The sequence below is a fragment of the Halalkalirubrum salinum genome (assembly GCF_005543295.1).
Classification (GTDB): Archaea; Halobacteriota; Halobacteria; order Halobacteriales; family Haloferacaceae; genus Halalkalirubrum; species Halalkalirubrum salinum.
Window position 1 is genome coordinate 1 of record NZ_SRSG01000023.1, and the last position, 19,277, is coordinate 19,277.

The window sequence follows — 19,277 nt, forward strand, 5'->3', positions numbered from 1 at the left end:
GTTGAAGAACGAGAGATGCAAAACCGTCCAAACAACTTTATCGTTAGCGGTGGTTGGTTGAGCCAGCAGAATTTCCATAGGTGAATACAGAGCGCAAGTCGGTCACGACCAACAATCGACAATTTCGTGCGTGACGGTCACGGGATTTGGATGCTCAACACGACGAATACAATCTTATCGACAGCTGAGCCAGTCTGTCCCAGTCTTTATCACCGAGTCACGGAAAATATCCGTTGATTGGAATATGACCGACTATCTAGGGGTGTCCCGGCGAGATGTCGGGGCGGGCCTCGCGGGGGGCGGCTCGGCACTACTCGCTTCCGTTCTGATCAACCCCGAACCGGTTTCGAAGACGTGGTCCAACAACAAACGCGACGAGCAGTGCGGAGCTGATTCCAATAGCCAATCCGGCCGCGTCACCGAACAACGCACTGCCAGCGATCAGGGTCACGACAAAAACGACCGCCGCAATGAGCACGACCAGCCACCCACTCAGCTCCATAATAGCCCACCCTTTTAGGCCTGCTACGAGTTCTTTGAGTAGACTCATATCTATCACTCAAAAAGTCACTGTAACAACTTTTTGGTCGCGTCGCAAAGAGGTCTAGAGTTTCGAGTGGTGGTTGCGTAGACTACTCGGGCTGCTATTTCTAACGCTCTCAAATCACGTACACTTGGTGCACGCCATTCTAACGCAGTATTTTCAGTTGTACGAAGTGCTGTCGAGACGCTCAGCGGCAAACTCTAGAGGACTTTGCGACGCGACCAATCGATTGCTGAATCTATCCTCTGTATCTCGCACGCCAATCCTATCAATACTTATGGATTTTAACATAGCCTATTGTCTCTCTATCTGGTTCGATACTGAGCGTACTGACTGATTGGCCGACGTTGATGTAATACACTTCGACAGTGCCTTTGGTCGGTGTCGTCAGGTTGGTGCTATTCTCCGGTGTGGTATCTTCGGGTGTTCCATTACTGTGCAAAGGAACCCGTAATCGGTACGTATTGAATTGCTAACCTTCCAAACAATTATTATTAGTTGTTGAATTGGTAAAACAAAGAGATGGATGGTTCTGATACGCCTCAAGAAGACAAAGAAGATTCTTCAATAGAAAACATGATGCAGCATCTCCCTGCTGCGAAAGAACGGAAGAAATCAAAGTCCAATACGGGCTCAAAAAAGCCACGTCGGACGGGACTTCAAAGAAAGGTTCGCCAACATTCCAACGTGGCGATCCTGTCAAAAAACTTCTCAGATCGTCTTGACGAACTTGTTGAGTCCGATGCAATTACCCATCGCTCAGGTAAAAAACTAAAATCCGCAGAATCAGCTGTCGACGCCCACGGGCGGCTTCCAATTTATTATCGGAGCGGCGACACTGTCACTCACATCGGTGTGATTACAGATATAATCATCAACCCAGATCCAGATTCTACAGCAGCGAAAAAGTTTCGTGACCACATTAGTAAGGCCGATACCTACAGCGAGTACAACGACGAGCTTGACACTACCACCTATATTGTGAAGAATGGGAAGAAACTCGATGAGCCATTTTCGATGACCCAATTAAACAAAGTAAGCGACAACGAGCCTGTAGATGAAAATTTCTGGCGATCACCAGCATATGTATTTCAGCGAGACGGTGACTTTGATTCGGTACTATAGTAGAGCGTGTCATAGAACTCTTCACGCACTATGATCGGTCTGATCATCAGTATAATATTAGATCAACAGTGCGTCTGCCCAGTGCACGGAGTTCAAAATGGGTTAGAAAGTATCCTTTCGTTTTGGCGGTGTTCAGATAAGTATGAAGAGTGAGGCGGTGTGTTTTCTGAGTGATTCATGCCCGAAAACACACGCCTCAGCGGTACTATCGACCAGATCGAATTAGGTTTTGTGGAACGAGAAGCGACACCGAGATTGCTGATAAAGCTCGGTATTCAGCTCCATCTTGCTGGTCTATCACTTTCGAATACCGTTTCTATTCTTGAAATATTCGGTGTCAAACGTGCTCGATCAATCGTCCATAATTGGGTTCATAAGGCCGATCTACAGCCCGAATCGGGTCGGTCTCCGGATCACATTGCGGTTGACGAGACTGTGATCCGACTCAACGATGAGCAATATTGGCTGTATGCCGCCGTCGATACTGAGACAAACGAATTGCTCCATACAAAGCTTGAACCGACGACAACAAAGGTTCTCGCTCATTCGTTTCTGACGGAACTCTCCGAGAAACACGACGTCTCTGACGCCGTGTTTCTCGTCGATGGATCGCACTCGTTACAAGATGCGTGTCAACGCAACGGCTTCGATTTCAGATACGAAAAACACGGAAATCGGAACAGCGTTGAACGTATCTTTAGAGAGATAAAACGTAGAACTATCTGTTTCTCAAACTGTTTCAGCAACGCCGAAGCAGAAACCGCCGACGATTGGATCAGATCATTCAGTTTCGCATGGAATCAGCTTATCTGAACACTACCTTCGTTTTCGAATAATGATTTTTTGCACAGGTTCAATGCGGTTCTTGGATTGAACTATGCTGTGAGGATGGCTTCGCTGATTTCGTATAATAGGCCCGCCCAACTGAATATGCCAAACCACGTTGTCGAACCTATTGAACATCCGTCTTGAGAGTGATCGACGACTTCATTAGGAGCGTATCGCCGGCGGGTTAGCCAACAGACCCGGGCAGAAATTAGAGTATGTGTTGGTTAAGACAGCTGCTGATTAGAACGGCACGCATCGGCGAGACATACATAGAGCGTGAGAAGTAGTTACCCCAAAGAGTCGAGAAAGCGATTCCGACAGCGACCGAACTTCTGGACGCTAAGAATCATTTGCCCCGGGCGAACGGTGCCGGGGTACTCACCAGTCCGGTCGTTGAATCCTCAACAAAAGCTCAATCAAACGTTCCTAAGTGATTGATCAAGTAAATAACGACGATGAGAAGGTACGATACAACGCAATTTTTAATTTTGCCCGAGTTACGAAACAGTATCTTGAAGATGTCTAACCGGCGATTCCATCGTTGCCAGACGAAGACTTCGAATACCGGTGTTAGAATGCGTGCTGGGTGCTGAGGTATGTTGAGATGGAGTTAACACGTCAGTAGCTCGATTGATTTAATGTGACTTCCATCTCGTAATGATATAGCGTTAATTCCTGAACCGCAGACATCGCATATTCAAGTTTTTCAGATGACTCACTCACAATGAGTCGTCCTTCGACCTCGGCATCAGTGCTTACGCCTTCTAAATCTTCGAGGTGGGCACGAACCCAGCCGACGTAGCGAAGAAGTTGGCCGACTGCCCGATCGCTAGTTCCGCTCCGTTTTAATTCAAGAACACAGACACGCGCATCCGACGTGTGCGTTAGCAGTATATCTGGTCGACCAATGCCAGTTGAGAATTCGACCCCTGCCTGCGGGTCATCCGCGTCAGAATATATTTCCCACTGCTCTGAGAGTCCCATTCGATCCCAATGGTTTACGAGATATTGCTGTAAATGCCGCTCTTTGACGAACTCTCCGGTTCCTCCTACGTCCTCCATTGTCTCATCATCATCAGTTTCCTCACTTTGGACGAGATATCCAAGTAACGCGTCTAGATCCCAGTAATCAAGATCCAATTCGGTGCTGAGATCCTGTAGGACCTCATGCACGCGTCCATACCGCTGGCCAAAATCACTTCCGTACTCGAAATCTGGCCAGAGATCTAACTGTTTGAGAGCCTCTTCGGATCGGTTGTTCCATACTCCATAATCCTCAGGATACGCAGTTACAAGAATCGCAGAGATCGTCGCTTTCCCCATCCCATCGACCATATCCTTGGTTGTCTGAACACGTGACCCAAGATCCCGTTCCTTGTCTACGAGGATTTCTAAACCTTCTCTGAGTTGTTCCATATCTTCCGTCATCATAGAGCCCTTCCGATGTAGCCCGGTCCAGTGACGGTTGTTCTCATATAGTAGGAACTGTTTGAATTCTTGTTCGGTGAGGACCTCAATCTCCTCTGGTTGAAAGAGAGATCGATAATCGGCAAGGGCTGAATCTTTGTGCTCAATAGCGGCCGGTGGATCTTCACTCATTTTGATCTCTGCGGCCCGCAATCGCTCAACTGCGGAATCAAGGCTCATATCACCGTGATATTGATATTTAGCTGTATTAATACCTCAGGTGGTATGCTGCACCCTTACTGGTCATACGCTACACTCGCCACACTAACTAAGCGTCTACAAAATTCTGTGCAAATAATATGTCCAACACAGGATCTATTCTGTTAGCACGAAATCCGACTACTTTTTTCATTATAATCGATGTTTGAATTCTATTCGAAAAACACCCTATCTGACGAATATCACCACCACGAAATAGTACAAAGATCGGTGCCTTCGTGAGACATGATGGCGCGCATTTGGTTACAAATGGTACGCCTATGGCACCGGGAATACACGGACTAAGCACACGCCTTGTCAAATCCAAGCGTATCTGACTCGGACACGAGACAAATAGTAGTCGATGGAACCACAGCAGATCAACAATATCAGTTATGTTGGTTTAGTATTATATTCCAGTATGAACGACTTAGAGCGTGCAATTGACATTGCGTTGACTGCGCACACTGGTGACACTGACAAGGGAGGAGCGACATATATCCGACATCCACTTCGAGTGATGGAACAGATGGATTCCGAAACCGAGCGAGTCGTTGCGGTTCTTCATGATGTTATCGAGGACGCTGAGTACGAACTCGATGACATCCGCACTGAGTTCGGATCGGATGTGCGAGACGCTGTCGATGCACTAACGAAACGTGACGATGAGGCGTATCTTGCGGAGTTCATTCCACGATGTGCGCAGAATAAGATTGCTCGCCGAGTCAAACGGGCAGATATTAAAGACAACATGGACCTTACGAGGCTTCCGGAGGTTACCGAAGAGACCGCACGTCGTCAAATAAAGTACCATCGAGGGCTCCAACGACTCGAATCTCCTGAGAACTGATACCGATCGATATTGGCTGTGGACCGTTCACAAACTCCCGGGCTCCTCAAGAGGCAATGATGCGACTTAACGAACCCTGAACCGAGGGGAAAAACAAGTGACCCTCACCCCCCGTTGTCGATGTGTAAACCCATACTCATCGGCGCTAGTGCGGATCTTGTATACCTTCTCTATCAATATCTTAGTGTTCGCACCGAGATCAAACCGATGTGCTCGACTGTCGTGTTAGCGGCGATCGGGGTGTTCGTGTTCAAAAAAATGTGGCGGGCGTCGTAAGCCGCTTTCAGCCGGCCGTGGCGTGCCTCCCAGCGTGGATTGATACGATCGACCTTTGAGGGTGAGTCGCCCAGAGGCCGTATGATTTGTGAGCTTCGTCGACCGGAACAATCTCTAGGACCTGCACCTCCTTTTTATCTTCTAACACGGTATAACTCAGAGAGAGGTGCATGAGAAACAGATCTCGACAGCGGTCGATCGGGAGCTTTTCTTTGTCTCCCCGGCCACAGTTTGGATACAAAATCGCTTCGAGATCGCCGAGATAGAAATTTCAATTTGATCTGTCTCGGCAACTGTCTGTTGCCAGATACAACAGTTAATGATCATCCTCTACACAGAGTAAACCGTTTCAACAGAGTGATTATGCTAACTCTTCTGTATCAAGCGCGCTGTTGTCAATTTCGAAGATATCTTCGGGTCGGCGACACATCGATCATGCAAAAAATTACCAGTGGAAATACCAACGCTCCTGCAATCGCTATCGGTGAGCGCGTAGCTGAGCTAATTACAGAACATTGAGGAGAAATCCCACGACTTCAGTTGTCTGGAGAATGTCAAGGCTGCACATACAAATTGTCCGATCAAAACCGAGTACCAACGCGAGTCCGACGTAACTACTGTGGCCTAACCGGGTCACCGCACTGGGAGCATTCTGCAAAGAGTCTCTTTTCACCATTTACCTCGTATTCGATGAGTACTGCAGTGTCGGGGACCGCAGCGCTGCAGAATGGGCATGTTCCGATCGTGGATGCTGCATGCGACATGAGTGTTGTGGGAAGGAACTTGGAGCGTGTGACATTGTCCAAGTTCCATGTATTCGTTTGTGTTCTGGAGTGAAAAGCGCCAGCCAACCGTAGTGAAAGTGAAATCGAACTGGCTTCGCTTTGTCACCGATAGACGGCTGAGTACAGAAGATCACGGAGAAAACCCACAACATCAGTCGTATGTGGGGTCACTTTTCGAATCTAAGATCGACCGCGATCGATTCTGGTGCACAGGGGAGCTGGTTGTGTTGCCAGCATTAACAGTATGCACCTAAAAAGTACGGCTGAACGAGAATTGAGCACTACGGTACAGAAGTTAGCTGAGATCACCAGCACCAACCAGTACTGGCACCAACAGTCCGTTGACTGATTTCTGTTCTTCTTTTTGCTTGCCGAGCATAGCAGCTCGGAACATCTCGTTCCGGACGGCAGCTTTCTGTGCCTCCGCTGCAGTGGCCACAGCAGCGCCCGATTCAAACGCATCGTCTGAAGCCGATATTGGCATGAGATAATCCATCTCGACAAATTCCGGATCAAGATGGCCGAACACGATCTCGTCGCCATCGCGGCAGTAAACTCCCGCAATCATTGCCTCTTCGATCCGGTCGGTTGTCGGCGGTGCCTCACTGTTTATTTTGAGTCCAAAAACTAGCGTCGCACTGGTCTGTGTCGGCAGTTTAGCAACCGCAGTCCGGGCCGTTCGCAGTGGCTCTTCGAACATGGCGTGCCACTCCCGTGGTTCAAAATCAGAGAGTAACTTAGCGATACTTTTTGTTAGAACAAAATCGTCTTCTACGAGGTGAGTTACCTTGGCTGGAATCGAGAACTCACCGGTTACTTGGCTGATAGCAAGCGTGTCGCCTTGATGTTTGAGTGATTCAGGATGAGCCAAAATCATCTGTTCACGGCGATCGGCAAGATCAATTTCATCTGCAAGCAGGAACTCAGCAGCCGTCAAATCGGGATCGATGGCGAATCGGGTCTCATCGAGCGTCGGTTCAACCAGAAATTCCGTTTTTTCGAACGTGGTCTGTCCGGTAAATCGTGCATCGCTGAAGTCCGGATGGCCAGCAAACGTCGCCTCATCGAACCAAACTCGGTTACCGAAGGTACTTGATCTAAAAAGTGCCTTTTCTGTGAATTCAGCCCGGCTGAAGTCAGCCTTCTGGCGAACGGTAGCCGAGAATTGGAAATGCTTGAATGAGGCATCTGTACAGTCACAATCTCCGCCGATGGTTGAACCATGCAAAAAGAACTGGCCAGTCGCTACGACCTTTCGAAGCACCAGGTCACCTTCGAACGCTGCATCTCGAAGATGAGACACCCCATTGAAAGTTGCACGCCCGAAATCTGCCCGCTTGGCAATTGTTGCGTGTGTGAACCACACCTCGTCATCGAACGTTACCTCTGTGAAAGATATTCGACCATCCGGGACTGTTAGCGTCCCAAAATCTGCTATCGAATCGAATTGTGCGCCATCAAAATTGATTGTGGTCCCGTCCACAGTTACATCTTCGAAGCTTGCTTCCGATTCAAAATGGGCATCCACTGCGGTGAGATCCTCGTTAATTTTAGCGTGACCCCAATCAGTATCTCCTCCTACGTTGATTTTCCGTAGCTCAACAGCACCGTCAACAGTTGCAGCGATACAGTCAAACTCAGCATCAATTTCAGCGTCGTTCGCAATCAAATCACCCGCTACGGAGAGACTTGTCGCATCTAAACTCCAATCAAACGTCGCTCCTTCGAGAGTCATATCGCCTCTGACTGTTGCTCGCGCCAAGACAAGATTCGACGCAAACGAGGCTCCGTCTAGCAGGAGTGGTCCATCGACAGTAATACCACGCGCATCGACATAGCCCGCGTTCAAATCGGTCCCAATTATTCCACCTTCGACGGTCGCTCCATACCAGTAGATTCGCCCACGGATATCACACTTGGTAAGACTTACAGGTGCATTGAAATCTGTTCCCTCAGCGTAGATTGAGCCAGTTACTGCCGCGCCGTCAAGCAAAATCGGCACTTCGATGGTTGCGTTCGTTAGGTTGAGATCACCATTGATCAGTACCCCGCGAAGGTCAATTACCTCGCCACCTGCTGTCTTGACTGTCTTTCCTTCGAGATTCAGCGTTTCTAGCCTACCACCAGCGAACGTAGGTGAGACAGCTTCGTCTGCGAGAGTCTGCAGGAATTGTTCAGTAAATCGCTCATTTGGATACTCTGTGTTACCTGCATGAAACAAGCATCGCTCTTCATCAGGATCAATCGCTTCGTGCGGACACTGCTCGTAATCAGGGCGATGGAGTTCCACGGGATTGTCTGGCCACGAAGATTCCGGCGGATCATAACGGTATGTACACTGACGGGATGATTCAGTCATGATATCGTGTTATTCATGTTACAATATAAAAACAATCATCGATCAGTGAAGCACTCTCGCCTGAAATTGCACCGATCGTGTCACGGTGGCGGTCCACTGGCGACCAAACACGCAAAAAATGCGATCGAGAAGTACTCAGTATGAATCGGCCCACAACGTACGAATGTGCTACGTGTGTCACAGGCTTTTCGAACACGATGCCCCACACCGAGATCGTACGGCGTGATTTCGTTGACGTTCCGCAATCGTCTCGCATCGAACGGCTCTGTTGAAAGCCTCGACAAATGATCGATTCTAGCAACCGTGCTGAATAAACAGTGTGAACGTAGTATTTTGCTAAAGAACTTCTTGACCGATATATAGTGTGGAGAACCGACTTACCGAATCCCCGAAAAGAATAATTGCCGCTATGTCTCAATGTTAGACAGATATCAACTCTAATACCTGTACCGTAACCACGGGATCCGCATGTACTGTAGCTAAAGCGGTGTCGAGTTCTTTATAATACTTTCTTTCTTTATGTGGATCACTCCTTTCGATTCGAGACTCTGAAGTGCTTCCTCCAGTTCCGAAGTGGGAAGGTCAACTCGATTCCGTAACTCGACTTTCGAAAGGGAGTCGTCAAACGATTGAAGCACCATCAGTTCTCGATACACTCGCTCGGTGATCTCCCCGACGATATCCGAGAGGGGCGTCGAGATGTTGTGTCGCTCTTCCAGTTCCGTAAGAGCCTCGTTCACGTATGTGACGAACAATTCTTGCTCAAGTAGCTCGATTTGTCGCCCCAGTTCTACCTCGACGACATCGAAGTCCAGGCCAGTTTGAATCAGGACGAACATATCCTCAACGTCGTCGGTTCGTCCGGCAACCGCCTTGAACAGGAAGATGTCTTCAGTGCTCACGAGAGCGATCGACAGACCACCGACGTTGAGATAGGTCTGGCTTCGCTCACGCATCCCCTCCGAGAGAACAAGTTTATCCACGACACGGCGGTTGAAGATGTCGATTCGACATCCGTCCTCATTTTCGAGAATCCGTGTCGCGCCTAGGTCATCATACTCCGCATTCGGCTCTCGGACGACGTCGTACCCATTTGCTGTTAACACCCCTTGCAACGCTTGAAGATCCTCGCCATCGGTAACGACGAGATCGATGTCCTTGGTAGTATCCTTGAGTCCGCGGAATGACATCGCTCCACCACCGATAAGGTACGCGGTTACCGAAGTTTCGAGTTCGGCCCCAATACGCTTCAGCTCTGACTCGATGTAGTCGCTGTCGAATCGGTCTCTCATACGGTCACCCCGTACTCGTCGGCAAGATCACGGAACTCGGTCCAGCGCGGCAGACTCCCAGATCGTTCTTCACCCTCACTATCGAGGTACGCGAGCAAGTTTTTGACGATTTCCTTTACGTCGTATCGTTCCGCGGTCGTGAGTAGGGTTTCACGGTCGAAGCTTACCTCGTGAAGAAGGAGGAGGCAATAGGACTGCGAACGGGTTCCGTCGTCGATTACCAGCATGTGGCAGCACAATTCAACCGGCGATATTTCACTGGCTGACTCCGAGTAGAGGTAGTAGCGACGTTGCCGTGCCAAGAGTGGTAATCCGTAATCCTGGAATCGCTCCGGTCCCGTTAGGTGAAACCGTTTGTCGTCGATTTCTTCGTCGGTTTGAACGAGTACTTCATCAAGCGACTCCCAGAGGATAGTGTAGGACGTGACCTGGTCGTCCACACGCTCCCGGTTTCGGAGATGAGAGAACGACTGAGCGAGAACTGAAAGGTCTTCGAACTCGCCGTTGAGAGCATACTCTCCATTGATCTTGTAGACAATACCCCGGTTTTCGAGTGGAGAGAGGGATCGATGGACAGTACTGAGGTGAACATCGGCTTGTTCGGCAAGTTCTGTCGCAGACGCTGGGGAGTCAAGGTTGTACAGAATTTTGAGTGTTGCCCCGGACAGGAGTTCGGGAAACGGGATATGGGTGTAACGGTGGACGAATCGGTCGTACAGTTCGATAGCGTGTGCGTCTGACCGCTGAATGCGCTTCGTTTTTCCTTTCGAGGAGGTGTGGATGAGGCCTTTCGACTCCATCCGCGTGACGAGTTCGGAGGTGTAGCTGAGGCTCCGCTCAAGATTGTCAGCAAGATCGCTGACTGTTGGCTCATCCTCTATTGTCGCCAGCGCACGAAGTTCGGCCTCGCTGTACACAGTATTGCGATAATACGAACTGTATATAAATAAGTTCGTGTTTTCGCAATTCTATTGAGCGATCTGAGCTGAGAGACGCTTATCGACCCCAACTGGTCAAAATGGGTCTGGAATACTTGTGTGATGATCGGATTTTTATGATCTTACAGCAATATTTTCGTATGCTCAAGCAGTTTCGAGAAGAATTGACTGACGGACCACTCGGCGAAGTATGGTATCGTACCAAAAGCCGGACCTCTTGTCGAGAGCGAATCGCTGTATTCGTTGTTGTTCCAGTTCTTCTCCTAATTGTTGCTGCACTCCCTCAACCCGTCAAAGAGGCGTGGACGTTGCATCTCGGCACCCCCTCGCTTATAGAAGCATACCTGACGAATTTCGTTCACGGTGGATTGATCCATCTCGGTAACAATCTTCTTTCGTACGTCTTCCTGATGGCTGTCCTTCTTCCTCTGGCAGTCTTCGCAGATTGGAAGCGAGAGCTGTACGTGACGAGTTTCTTTTTTATCGCTGTTGTCCCCTTCATCGTCTCCTACTACTCCGTGTGGACGCTACAGGGGACTGGAGTTGAGACGACCGTGGGGTTCTCCGGTGTTGTTGCTGCTTTCCTCGGGCTACTCCCTATCCTACTGTTTGCATTCTTCCAGCGAGCAGTCAGCTCGAATATCCGTCTTCATCATGCCTTGGCTCTCGTCGCTCTCGAACTGGCAGTTATCTTCTTTTCTTGGTATGGCGTCTCGACTTCCGTGATCGCTCTCAGTATGCTTGGCACGCTCGGGCTCGGGTTGGTCTGGTGGGATACTCGTGGCGATTGGAAACCGCTCGTGTCCTCTAATGCGAACCTGCTTCTCGTTTTCACCACGATTCTTGTGTTCACCTACGTGTCATACAGCATCCACGCTAATACCGGCCCAAATGTCAACGTGTATGGCCATTTCATCGGATTCGTCTCCGGGTTCATGTTCCCCGGCTTTCTGTCATTGGTGCTGGATCTCCGCGAACGGTTCACCTGGATTGATGACCGACTCTCCCTCGCGGTTTGACACAGTGTGATGGTCAGACTGGCGAAGCAATAATGCGCATCTATTTCATCTTATCAGGTGTCCGTTGTCACGGTATCTTCTCCACAGCGGTACGTAGATCATCTGGATCAGCCCATGGAATACATCGATCATGAAGCTCAAAAAGCCGGAATTCGTTCAAGTGAACCCAACTATACGACGTGAGGTCTGGACCTTCCTCTTCCCGCTCTTCGATTCGATCGTTAAGCTCATCAATTGAGATCTCGATTCCATTTGAGTTGGCATTCTCAACGAGTGCCTCCAATTCCTGTTCGATAGTCTCCTCTTCAGTATCTGGATTCAGGGCGATTCGAACAGCGGCAGCGAACACATCCTCTTTGGTTTCTAGGTTCCGATCAGTCATCCAAGCGTAGTCGCGCGGCAGCACATACGAATGCTCGAAAAACGGTGTCTCGCTGATTTTCCCAAGCTCAGTCACTTCTCCGCCAGCATCTTGCTCGTGGACCGCTGCAATCGTATCAGCGTACGGGGCTATGATGTAAAATCTGATGCGAAAGGTCGGGAGTCGAGGAATCTCGATGTCTCGTAAATCTCCAAGGACAAACGCGTATGTGCTGACTCGTTTGTTTAGTTCATTCTCCACAATACGGAGGCGGCGTTCGTACGGTGATCGGAAACTGCCAAGAATAAAGTATGAGGTTTCAGGCGTCTGAAGGTGTGGAACCTCTTCGTTTGCGAAATTCAATATTTCGGATGTCTCGTGTGGATCGAGTTCGAGTCCGTGTAGAGCTTGATCTACGTGTTCTTTAATGTCGGCTGCGTTCGGTGGAGGCCCGGGGGATGCCATCATGCAGGTTTAACTGACCTACCAATAAAGCCGTTTCGACCAATCTGGTTTTCTTAATCTAAACCATATCAGTTCACCCAAAGTATTAACCGCTTCTCCAGCCAAGCCCTACATGAGTCCAGATGAGCAACGCAACAGAGAGGAACAAAGGCGGCCCCTTCGAGGAACAGCGGGAGATTTACCAATTGCTCTCCCAGGAAACCCGCCACCTCATTCTGCAGTACGTTCTGGCTCACCCCAAGCACCTCCTTTCACTCGACGAGCTGGCATACCTTATTCCAAAGAACAAAGCCGCTATCGGCGATCAGCTCCAGCGTCTTCAGGAAGAAGACATACTCAATCTATACGAATACCCTCCTAATGAGGATTCGCGTGACCTGCCGTCCCAGTTTTATGGACTTACGGAATACGGGATTGAAGTCCTCTACGAGTACAACTACCTCCGAGGACTCCCCGTTGCAAGGGCATTGTATGACAATACCCGCCTCTCAGAAAAGGCAGAGCGGCACCGGGACGCGCCTCGTCCAGAACTCCCTGAAGCAGTAGAGGAGGCACTTCAAATCGGCAACGAGGGTGAGTCGGTAGATTTCGACCGACTTGTCTCCTATATTCAGGAGAGGAAGGACCATACGCACAGTCTTGAGGATCAGATTACTGTTGCAAAAGCCTTCTACAGAAACGATGTCGGTCCGGATCATGAAGGCCTCAAACGTACGGAAGTAGCTGAGCAGTTAGATGTAGATATTCAGTACCAACTTCGGACCATCTTGCTACATTTAGTAGAAATCGAGATCTTAGAAGAGACAGAGCCGGCTGGTCCCGATGTCTTTGCAATAAGCGAACGAGTAGACGAGATTGTGAATGGTCGAGTAGGAGAAGAAGCAGAGGAGAACCTTGAGGCGCTTATTGAACACATTGACGATGAACTTCAGACAGTCCAATTAGAAGAGGATGCCGCAGAGTGGTCTGAGCAGGGTACCCACGTAACCTCACCATCTGTTGCTCTTGCTGACGGTGCTGGCAGGACGATTAGGAGCATCCTTGCGTCAGAATTTGATAGAAACCCAGAAGAAGTCACCAAATTCCTTCGCTCCGGAAACCCCGTAGACCGCCTCAACGCAGCTGTCGAGGCGATTGAGTCATCAGAAGAAGTGACGAAGTCGGAGGACTACGGAAAAATCCTCTTTGTCTCCCCTGCATATCGATACCGCCTCACTCAGACTGCTATCGATCTCTTCTAATCTTGTACAAGTAATCATTACGTGTTGATCTACTGTCGGTATCTTTCCTACAATCTGATCAGTCCAGTAGATAGCTGAACAGTTCCAGCATCTGTTCCCCTTCCTCCGTGATCCAGACCTGCTTCTCCTGCCCGCGACGTTGTTCTTTGATAAAGCCGCGATTTTTCAAAGGTTCGAGGATTTCCTTGTTTACTGGTCCGTATAGATTTTTGAGTTCCTGCCGATCATACTTGGACAGAAGCGGGAACTCCTCTTCCTGCACAAACTCCACCACCTGCCCCTTCGCAATCTGGCCTTGGTCCTCAAGATACCGTAGCACCTCAAGATACTGCTCATCGGGCAAGCCAATCGGATACGCGTTCAGTGACACAGCCTCTCCTGCTCCCTCAGCAATCGTTTCACCATGATATCCTTCCGCCATCACATAGTATGGCGTAGCTCCGGTCGCCATGCACGCAATCATACCGCCAATAGCAGTGATTTTGCTGCCTGTTGAGAGATTCACAAACAGGTTCTCTTCAGAATATGTTTGGACCGTTTCAGCGAATGTCCACAGCGTTCGGTTGAGATCAAAAAAGTCACAGGTTTTTTCTTCCACAGGGATCTTTTCTGCCTCTAATAACCCAGTGGCTGTGTCCAAACAATCGATTCCTTTTTCAGTGTCTTCGTCATGGACAAGCAGCACAACCCGATCCGCATCATGTTCAATCGCCGGTTTAGACACCCGCTCCGTCTCATAACCTTGTGGGGCAATATGAACATCTTCTGGTCCGCTCAGTGTCATTACAATTCGATACCATACGGTGTCTAAAGAGGTTTGCTACTGCATGTCACAATCGCTAGAAAGGTCCAGACCTTATAGACCGGTCGGAATCTACTAGAAATATATAGGAATATTGTTATTTTAAACCCACCGGCCTACAAGCTTACTGTATGCTGTAAAGTCATGGTTGAATGCAAGATCAGTGGTATGGCAGGTATCCGCCCGATCCAGCGAGCGGATGCTGCCCCTGAAGGACTGATTGGGTTTCGTCTGCGTCCATTCAGACACTCAGCCAATTACTACTTAATTCCTTCGGGAGAGATGACGCGCGTCAGACATTCCAACTTGCTGAATGACCGAAGACGAACTTGAAGAATACATCCGACACGAGAAGCACAGTACAAAAAGCGTTGACGAGCAGATCCAGATCACTGTGGCGATGCTGGACGAACCCATCGGGCCACTACACGATGGTGTAAAACGGGCCGATCTAGAGGATTATCTGGGTCTCGATCTCGAATACAATATCGGCACGTCGCTCTTCCATCTGGATGAGATTGGTATTGTTGAAGAGTTCCTACCGCCTGGGCCAAGCGGCTACGCCATCAGCGAACGGCTGGATGAAATCGTCAACGGCCGCGTCGATGAGGTCGCGGAGGTTGACATCGAACACCTCATTGACCACATCCAAGATGACGACCCGACCAGCAGCGACGGTGATGTTGCTGTTGCCGACGGTGGCGGGACTACAGTCCGATCTGTAGTGGCCGACGCGTTTGACCTCGGTCCAGAATCGGTGGGAACATTTCTTCGGCGGGGGGACCAGGTCGAGAAGTTGAACACGTCAATCGACGCCATTGAGGAGAACGAGAAAGTTGAGAGACGCGATGAGTACGGTCGAGTCGTGTTCAGGAATGCAGCCTACCGCTACCGACTCACCGAGTGGACCATTGAGATAGTAGAACGGTAACCCCCCGATTCTCTTTGTGGTCGTAAGCTCAAACGCAGTATCTTCAACCGAAAATGGTTCAATGAGCTCTTTATGTGCGTAGATAGTCTCCGATGGTGCCCCTCAGAGGTTGTCCAAGTATTCTCGGCGCTGTTCCATCTTTTCACGCTTCGTTCGTCGGTCGTAGTGCTGTTCGAGTACCATTTTACTCACATTTGCTCGATCTGAAGTTGCATTTTCGGGCATATCGCTGTTGAGTGAGTGCGTGATGCTACCTCGTCGAATCGCATGTGGGCTCACACTTGATGGACATTCGAACGCTGCGTCTCGGTGCGTCGCATCACACTCATCGGGGTCTCGGTCGTGTGGACACTCCTCTCCATACGCACACGGTCGGGTGACTCGATAGCAGTAGCCTCGAAGCGTAGTTCGGTGAGCGCGTCCCTGCACTGAGGCGAGTAGTGGTTCCCGCCCGTTGTCGTCGGTTACCTCCGGTCGCTTGTTTTCGATCCAGTCATCAAGCAGTTCACAGATCTGCTCAGACAAGGCAACTAGGCGTTCCCCGTCTTCTTTGTTCTTGATCGGCGTCCCAGTTTCAGGACGGTGACAAACTTCGAGGTATTGTTCGTCCGGATGGTAGTCATCCAGATCGAGCGCGTGCGCAGCTCCGACTCGCATCATCGTGTGCCACAGAAGAGCGACGGTAACGTGTCCGAAAGTCGCGTACTCGTACTTTTCGAGATACGCGAGTACTTTCTTGGCCCGTTCCGTATCGAGCATCACGTGTCGGGTGTTCTGCTCGGGAGAGAGCGATGGTGAGCGAACCTTCGTGCTGAGGTCCTGCTCGACGCCATCCACCTGCTCTAACCATCGGACGAACACACGAAGGGTGTCCATCTGCGTCTTCTCTGAGGCGATCGAAAGGTCTCCTTCCTCGCGTCGCCATAGGCGGTACTTGTGGAGTTGGCGGCCGGTGAGGTTATTGAGATTATCTATTTCTTGGTCGTCGCACCAGCGGACGAAGTGGCCGAGTCGTGATTTGTGAGAGTACAGCGTGGCTTCGGTCAGTTCGTTTTCTCTGTCTGCGAGGTACAGTTCGAGTGCGGTCTCTGGGTCGATTGGTTCGAGTGACATAGTTGCCAGTTTGGGTGCGAATCCCTCACCGGCAATCGACTGGCCCGTGCGGAGAGAGCGACTGCTACCGTCACGTTGTCTGTTGAGATTGGATCGATCAGAAGGCGAATGAGGCGCGTTGAAAGTAATTTGTTCAGGTGCTGAACCGATGCCTGCAGCGCCCATATTTTGAGAGATGTAATCGCCCGAAAGCACCGGGTATCCCCTAGTTGAACGCGACGCCGTTGCTTTCGTTCGATAGCTGGTGAGGCGAGTGGTGTCCACGGGAATTCGCGTACAACCTAACTGATCGGAGCGAAGAAAATCAATCGTTGATTGACACGAAACCTTCCTTTTCTGTCAGAATTCGCGTGCTGAATGTAGAGGATGTAGTCAGCATTACAGCTGTGTTTGTTTCACACCGAGACTGCTGATCCAGCCGCTCACTACACGCGTGCAAATTAGTGTATTAATCGTCGTATGATGGAATCTACAGTTGGATAATAACAGTCTTTATATAAACACGCCAACGAATTAGTATTGTAGTGTTTGGACAAGATAATTCGGCAAGTCGGATCGGCTCGCTCACTCAACTCCAGTGGATTGCAATCGCGTTGGTCGTCATCACGGGCGTTCTTCACGTGTTTGCTGGCGTCGTCGAAGGGCGGGCACCAGTGGCACTTGCAGGCGTTGGCTACGCCGGTGCACTTGTGCTTTTTTTCCTCGACTACCGGCGTCGCCTGCTCTACCTCATTGGGATTCCGTATACGGCCGTGCAATTCCCCCTCTGGATTGTGGCAAAGTCAGAATACGGGATAATCGACTACGTTGACAAGGCGGTCCAAGTCGTCTTGATTCTCGTGTTGATCTATCTCTATCTAAACACGCCGTCGGAGTCAACCGGAAACGCGGCAACGGCAGCGGACTGAACGAGCGAATTCACGAGCAATTCGCGCGCTCAGTTTATTCAAATCACTATAATTTTCACCTGGCTTACGCCGTCAAAGTCACGAAGTCGGTAGGTTAATTCGTGACCGCGTTCACCGATCCCTTGACAGAACAAGGACTCCAGATACCACTCCCCTTGGTGCGTGTGACTCGTATTGAGGATCACGTCCTCATAGTCGTGTTGGACGCCGTGGAGTTCCACGATAACCTCGTGATTTGAGGTGCGTGGCGAGAACTCGGAGGCAATGGTCAAGTTTCGAGATTATTGTCACAAAATATATTTCGATAGCGATTACCGCCGTCCACGCCATGTTGCCGATCCAAGGAGAGGGCTACAAGTTAACCGAGACGCAGCGCGAGGCGTTGGTGTGAGCCTACGTGCGCGGATATTTCAACTCGCCGCGCGAGGTGTCGCTCGAAGAGATCACCGAAGAACTCGGGATCTCCCAGCAATCGCTTTCCTCACGCCTTCGACGCGGGCACCGACGCCTCATTACAGCGACGCTCTGCAGTTTCTCGTGATTGTTCGTGCGGACAGTGAATTTAAACCCTGTGTATGGTCAGATCCCTATTCAACCGACACAGACGGCTACCACTAGCCAAGATGGACGCAACCGGATTGGGATTAGCGTTGAAGCGGTTGAGCACCCGCTGAGGTCTGGGACTGTTCGTACCCAGTTCGATGAAAAAACACCTGCGAGTATGACGATTATTGCAACGCTGGCAGACCTACTGGATACCGACCCTGTTGCACTGGATCCGCTCTATTCAACTGACGATCCGGATGCGCTGGACGCACTCTTTAGTGTTCGGTACGGGACAACTGGAGATTTCCACGTTACATTCACTCATGAGTGCCACGCGATAACAGTATACTGCTCCGTTGTATTCAGCATAGATGAAAAAAGGACCCACGGCGAATACCTACGAAACTGACGCCGGGAATGACTTCTGAGGATCTCCCGATTATGTCAAAAGTGCCGTTGAACGCCGAAGTAAAAGCGCTTCTTCCGAGAATCTACGAGCGTTGAGTCATCGTCGAGGGCCGATTCAACTGTCGGGATGGGGCCGGCCATCCTGCATGGAACGTGATTGTCACGGACGTAAAAAAAGCGATCGCACAGCGAGACCGACAATGAGAGTCGGTCGATCGGAAATAGATTTTTGAAATAAGCACACTCTACGGATGATCGTATCGAACAGGTGCTCGAAGCCCAACAGCGGCGAGTATTATAGTAACGTTTGCAACTCTTTGCAAGAGCCACCTCGAAATACAGTCTGAGAGAACGTGAACCGGCAGTTCCTGAATCGAAGTGGAAAAATAATTGCAAACGCTACTATAGATGCGCTCCTAGACGAGCGTGCGATGGTTGCAGATCCGATTCTTTGTGAGGGAGAGACACTGGACTCAGCGGAGTACCTCACGATCTGTTATGAACTCCATCACAATCTACTCCCCGAGTTAGCCGATATGAAGCTTGTCGAGTTCGACAGAGGCGAAGACGAGGTACGCCGAGGACAATGATTCGACGAGTTGCGCCAATCTTTCGAACAGATCGCTGATGATCTTGACAAGTGACTTGGGCTCGCAACCGCTTCGGCACACAACCCGCCAGATGGTTGGTGGGTGGAACAGTTGAGTAGACGGTTGCTGCATGGAAAAGAGCTGAAACAGTGCGTTCGAACGCCTGCGGTAGGTGTGATATCGGCTACCCATCCAGGAAAGCGTTCCTGCAGGCTGGACGGTTATCCGAGA

At 50.1% G+C, this 19,277-nt stretch carries 18 protein-coding genes and 2 pseudogenes; 10 read left to right on the plus strand and 10 right to left on the minus strand.

What is annotated here, in order from left to right:
- Positions 1–310: 310 nt before the first annotated feature.
- Positions 311–502 carry a hypothetical protein gene (locus E5K03_RS08810; protein WP_138006489.1) on the minus strand — a complete coding sequence of 64 codons (192 nt, stop codon included), beginning with the start codon at positions 500–502 and terminating at the stop codon, positions 311–313.
- A 564-nt stretch (positions 503–1,066) separates the two neighbouring features.
- Between E5K03_RS08810 and E5K03_RS08815 the strand changes: the two genes are divergently transcribed.
- Positions 1,067–1,669: a hypothetical protein gene (locus E5K03_RS08815; protein ID WP_138006490.1), complete on the plus strand. Its 603-nt coding sequence runs from the start codon at positions 1,067–1,069 to the stop codon at positions 1,667–1,669.
- A 177-nt stretch (positions 1,670–1,846) separates the two neighbouring features.
- The gene (locus E5K03_RS08820; protein ID WP_138006491.1) at positions 1,847–2,482 is read left to right on the plus strand and encodes an IS6 family transposase; all 636 of its coding nucleotides are present in this window, start codon (positions 1,847–1,849) and stop codon (positions 2,480–2,482) included.
- A 633-nt stretch (positions 2,483–3,115) separates the two neighbouring features.
- Here the strand turns inward: E5K03_RS08820 and E5K03_RS08825 are convergent.
- A complete protein-coding gene (locus E5K03_RS08825) occupies positions 3,116–4,144 on the minus strand; it encodes a hypothetical protein (RefSeq protein WP_205742978.1) in 1,029 nt (342 codons plus the stop codon).
- 439 nt (positions 4,145–4,583) lie between these two features.
- Between E5K03_RS08825 and E5K03_RS08830 the strand changes: the two genes are divergently transcribed.
- Positions 4,584–5,012, plus strand: a complete 429-nt coding sequence (locus tag E5K03_RS08830) for an HD domain-containing protein (protein WP_138006492.1) — start codon at positions 4,584–4,586, stop codon at positions 5,010–5,012.
- An 890-nt stretch (positions 5,013–5,902) separates the two neighbouring features.
- On the opposite strand, the gene E5K03_RS17995 is transcribed toward E5K03_RS08830, so the two are convergent.
- The 4 genes from E5K03_RS17995 to E5K03_RS08860 form a co-directional block, all read right to left on the minus strand.
- Positions 5,903–6,052 carry a DUF7837 family putative zinc-binding protein gene (locus E5K03_RS17995; protein ID WP_449267297.1) on the minus strand — a complete coding sequence of 50 codons (150 nt, stop codon included), beginning with the start codon at positions 6,050–6,052 and terminating at the stop codon, positions 5,903–5,905.
- 316 nt (positions 6,053–6,368) lie between these two features.
- On the minus strand, positions 6,369–8,432 hold the full coding sequence (locus E5K03_RS08850; RefSeq protein WP_138006495.1) for a pentapeptide repeat-containing protein: 2,064 nt from the start codon (positions 8,430–8,432) through the stop codon (positions 6,369–6,371).
- 479 nt (positions 8,433–8,911) lie between these two features.
- Positions 8,912–9,724 (minus strand): nucleotidyltransferase, encoded by an 813-nt coding sequence (locus E5K03_RS08855; RefSeq protein ID WP_138006496.1) that lies wholly within the window; start codon positions 9,722–9,724, stop codon positions 8,912–8,914.
- Complete coding sequence (locus E5K03_RS08860; protein WP_138006497.1) at positions 9,721–10,641, minus strand: helix-turn-helix domain-containing protein; 921 nt, start codon at positions 10,639–10,641, stop codon at positions 9,721–9,723. The genes E5K03_RS08855 and E5K03_RS08860 overlap by 4 nt, the downstream gene beginning before the upstream one ends.
- Before the next feature lie 161 nt (positions 10,642–10,802).
- Here E5K03_RS08860 and E5K03_RS08865 point away from each other — a divergent pair, with 161 nt between their 5' ends.
- Positions 10,803–11,681: a hypothetical protein gene (locus tag E5K03_RS08865; protein ID WP_138006498.1), complete on the plus strand. Its 879-nt coding sequence runs from the start codon at positions 10,803–10,805 to the stop codon at positions 11,679–11,681.
- A 67-nt stretch (positions 11,682–11,748) separates the two neighbouring features.
- Here the strand turns inward: E5K03_RS08865 and E5K03_RS08870 are convergent, their stop codons facing one another.
- Positions 11,749–12,507 carry a hypothetical protein gene (locus tag E5K03_RS08870; RefSeq protein WP_138006499.1) on the minus strand — a complete coding sequence of 253 codons (759 nt, stop codon included), beginning with the start codon at positions 12,505–12,507 and terminating at the stop codon, positions 11,749–11,751.
- Between the two features lie 122 nt (positions 12,508–12,629).
- Between E5K03_RS08870 and E5K03_RS08875 the strand changes: the two genes are divergently transcribed.
- Positions 12,630–13,748 (plus strand): hypothetical protein, encoded by a 1,119-nt coding sequence (locus E5K03_RS08875; protein ID WP_138006500.1) that lies wholly within the window; start codon positions 12,630–12,632, stop codon positions 13,746–13,748.
- Positions 13,749–13,806: 58 nt separating this feature from the next.
- On the opposite strand, the gene E5K03_RS08880 is transcribed toward E5K03_RS08875, so the two are convergent.
- Positions 13,807–14,532, minus strand: coding sequence for an HFX_2341 family transcriptional regulator domain-containing protein (locus E5K03_RS08880; RefSeq protein ID WP_138006501.1), 726 nt, complete (start codon positions 14,530–14,532; stop codon positions 13,807–13,809).
- 331 nt (positions 14,533–14,863) lie between these two features.
- On the opposite strand from E5K03_RS08880, the gene E5K03_RS08885 reads away from it, so the two are divergent.
- Entirely contained in the window at positions 14,864–15,481 is a 618-nt protein-coding gene (locus E5K03_RS08885) for a hypothetical protein (RefSeq protein ID WP_138006502.1), read from the plus strand.
- A gap of 102 nt (positions 15,482–15,583) precedes the next feature.
- Here E5K03_RS08885 and E5K03_RS08890 read toward each other — a convergent pair whose 3' ends face one another.
- Positions 15,584–16,594 carry a tyrosine-type recombinase/integrase gene (locus E5K03_RS08890; RefSeq protein ID WP_138006503.1) on the minus strand — a complete coding sequence of 337 codons (1,011 nt, stop codon included), beginning with the start codon at positions 16,592–16,594 and terminating at the stop codon, positions 15,584–15,586.
- Positions 16,595–17,118: 524 nt separating this feature from the next.
- Here E5K03_RS08890 and E5K03_RS08895 point away from each other — a divergent pair.
- Positions 17,119–17,502, plus strand: a complete 384-nt coding sequence (locus E5K03_RS08895; protein WP_138006504.1) for a DUF7475 family protein — start codon at positions 17,119–17,121, stop codon at positions 17,500–17,502.
- A gap of 38 nt (positions 17,503–17,540) precedes the next feature.
- Here the strand turns inward: E5K03_RS08895 and E5K03_RS08900 are convergent.
- Positions 17,541–17,738 (minus strand): annotated as a pseudogene (locus tag E5K03_RS08900) (CopG family ribbon-helix-helix protein); the annotation flags it as partial.
- Between E5K03_RS08900 and E5K03_RS17910 the strand changes: the two are divergent.
- The 3 genes and pseudogenes from E5K03_RS17910 to E5K03_RS08920 form a co-directional block, all read left to right on the plus strand.
- A pseudogene (locus E5K03_RS17910) lies at positions 17,737–18,043 on the plus strand (helix-turn-helix domain-containing protein); the annotation flags it as partial. The pseudogenes E5K03_RS08900 and E5K03_RS17910 overlap by 2 nt on opposite strands.
- 180 nt (positions 18,044–18,223) lie before the next feature.
- On the plus strand, positions 18,224–18,457 hold the full coding sequence (locus E5K03_RS17915; protein ID WP_171006649.1) for a HalOD1 output domain-containing protein: 234 nt from the start codon (positions 18,224–18,226) through the stop codon (positions 18,455–18,457).
- Between the two features lie 430 nt (positions 18,458–18,887).
- The gene (locus tag E5K03_RS08920; RefSeq protein WP_171006650.1) at positions 18,888–19,046 is read left to right on the plus strand and encodes a hypothetical protein; all 159 of its coding nucleotides are present in this window, start codon (positions 18,888–18,890) and stop codon (positions 19,044–19,046) included.
- Positions 19,047–19,277: the final 231 nt, after the last annotated feature.

Excerpts from the sequence above, each read along its gene's own strand:
- E5K03_RS08810 (WP_138006489.1), bottom strand. The coding sequence starts at position 502 with ATGGAGCTGAGTGGGTGGCTGGTCGTGCTCATTGCGGCGGTCGTTTTT.
- E5K03_RS08815 (WP_138006490.1), top strand. The coding sequence starts at position 1,067 with ATGGATGGTTCTGATACGCCTCAAGAAGACAAAGAAGATTCTTCAATA.
- E5K03_RS08820 (WP_138006491.1), top strand. The coding sequence starts at position 1,847 with ATGCCCGAAAACACACGCCTCAGCGGTACTATCGACCAGATCGAATTA.
- E5K03_RS08825 (WP_205742978.1), bottom strand. The coding sequence starts at position 4,144 with ATGAGCCTTGATTCCGCAGTTGAGCGATTGCGGGCCGCAGAGATCAAA.
- E5K03_RS08830 (WP_138006492.1), top strand. The coding sequence starts at position 4,584 with ATGAACGACTTAGAGCGTGCAATTGACATTGCGTTGACTGCGCACACT.
- E5K03_RS17995 (WP_449267297.1), bottom strand. The coding sequence starts at position 6,052 with ATGTCGCATGCAGCATCCACGATCGGAACATGCCCATTCTGCAGCGCT.
- E5K03_RS08850 (WP_138006495.1), bottom strand. The coding sequence starts at position 8,432 with ATGACTGAATCATCCCGTCAGTGTACATACCGTTATGATCCGCCGGAA.
- E5K03_RS08855 (WP_138006496.1), bottom strand. The coding sequence starts at position 9,724 with ATGAGAGACCGATTCGACAGCGACTACATCGAGTCAGAGCTGAAGCGT.
- E5K03_RS08865 (WP_138006498.1), top strand. The coding sequence starts at position 10,803 with ATGCTCAAGCAGTTTCGAGAAGAATTGACTGACGGACCACTCGGCGAA.
- E5K03_RS08870 (WP_138006499.1), bottom strand. The coding sequence starts at position 12,507 with ATGGCATCCCCCGGGCCTCCACCGAACGCAGCCGACATTAAAGAACAC.
- E5K03_RS08875 (WP_138006500.1), top strand. The coding sequence starts at position 12,630 with ATGAGCAACGCAACAGAGAGGAACAAAGGCGGCCCCTTCGAGGAACAG.
- E5K03_RS08880 (WP_138006501.1), bottom strand. The coding sequence starts at position 14,532 with ATGACACTGAGCGGACCAGAAGATGTTCATATTGCCCCACAAGGTTAT.
- E5K03_RS08885 (WP_138006502.1), top strand. The coding sequence starts at position 14,864 with ATGACCGAAGACGAACTTGAAGAATACATCCGACACGAGAAGCACAGT.
- E5K03_RS08890 (WP_138006503.1), bottom strand. The coding sequence starts at position 16,594 with ATGTCACTCGAACCAATCGACCCAGAGACCGCACTCGAACTGTACCTC.
- E5K03_RS17915 (WP_171006649.1), top strand. The coding sequence starts at position 18,224 with ATGACGATTATTGCAACGCTGGCAGACCTACTGGATACCGACCCTGTT.
- E5K03_RS08920 (WP_171006650.1), top strand. The coding sequence starts at position 18,888 with ATGGTTGCAGATCCGATTCTTTGTGAGGGAGAGACACTGGACTCAGCG.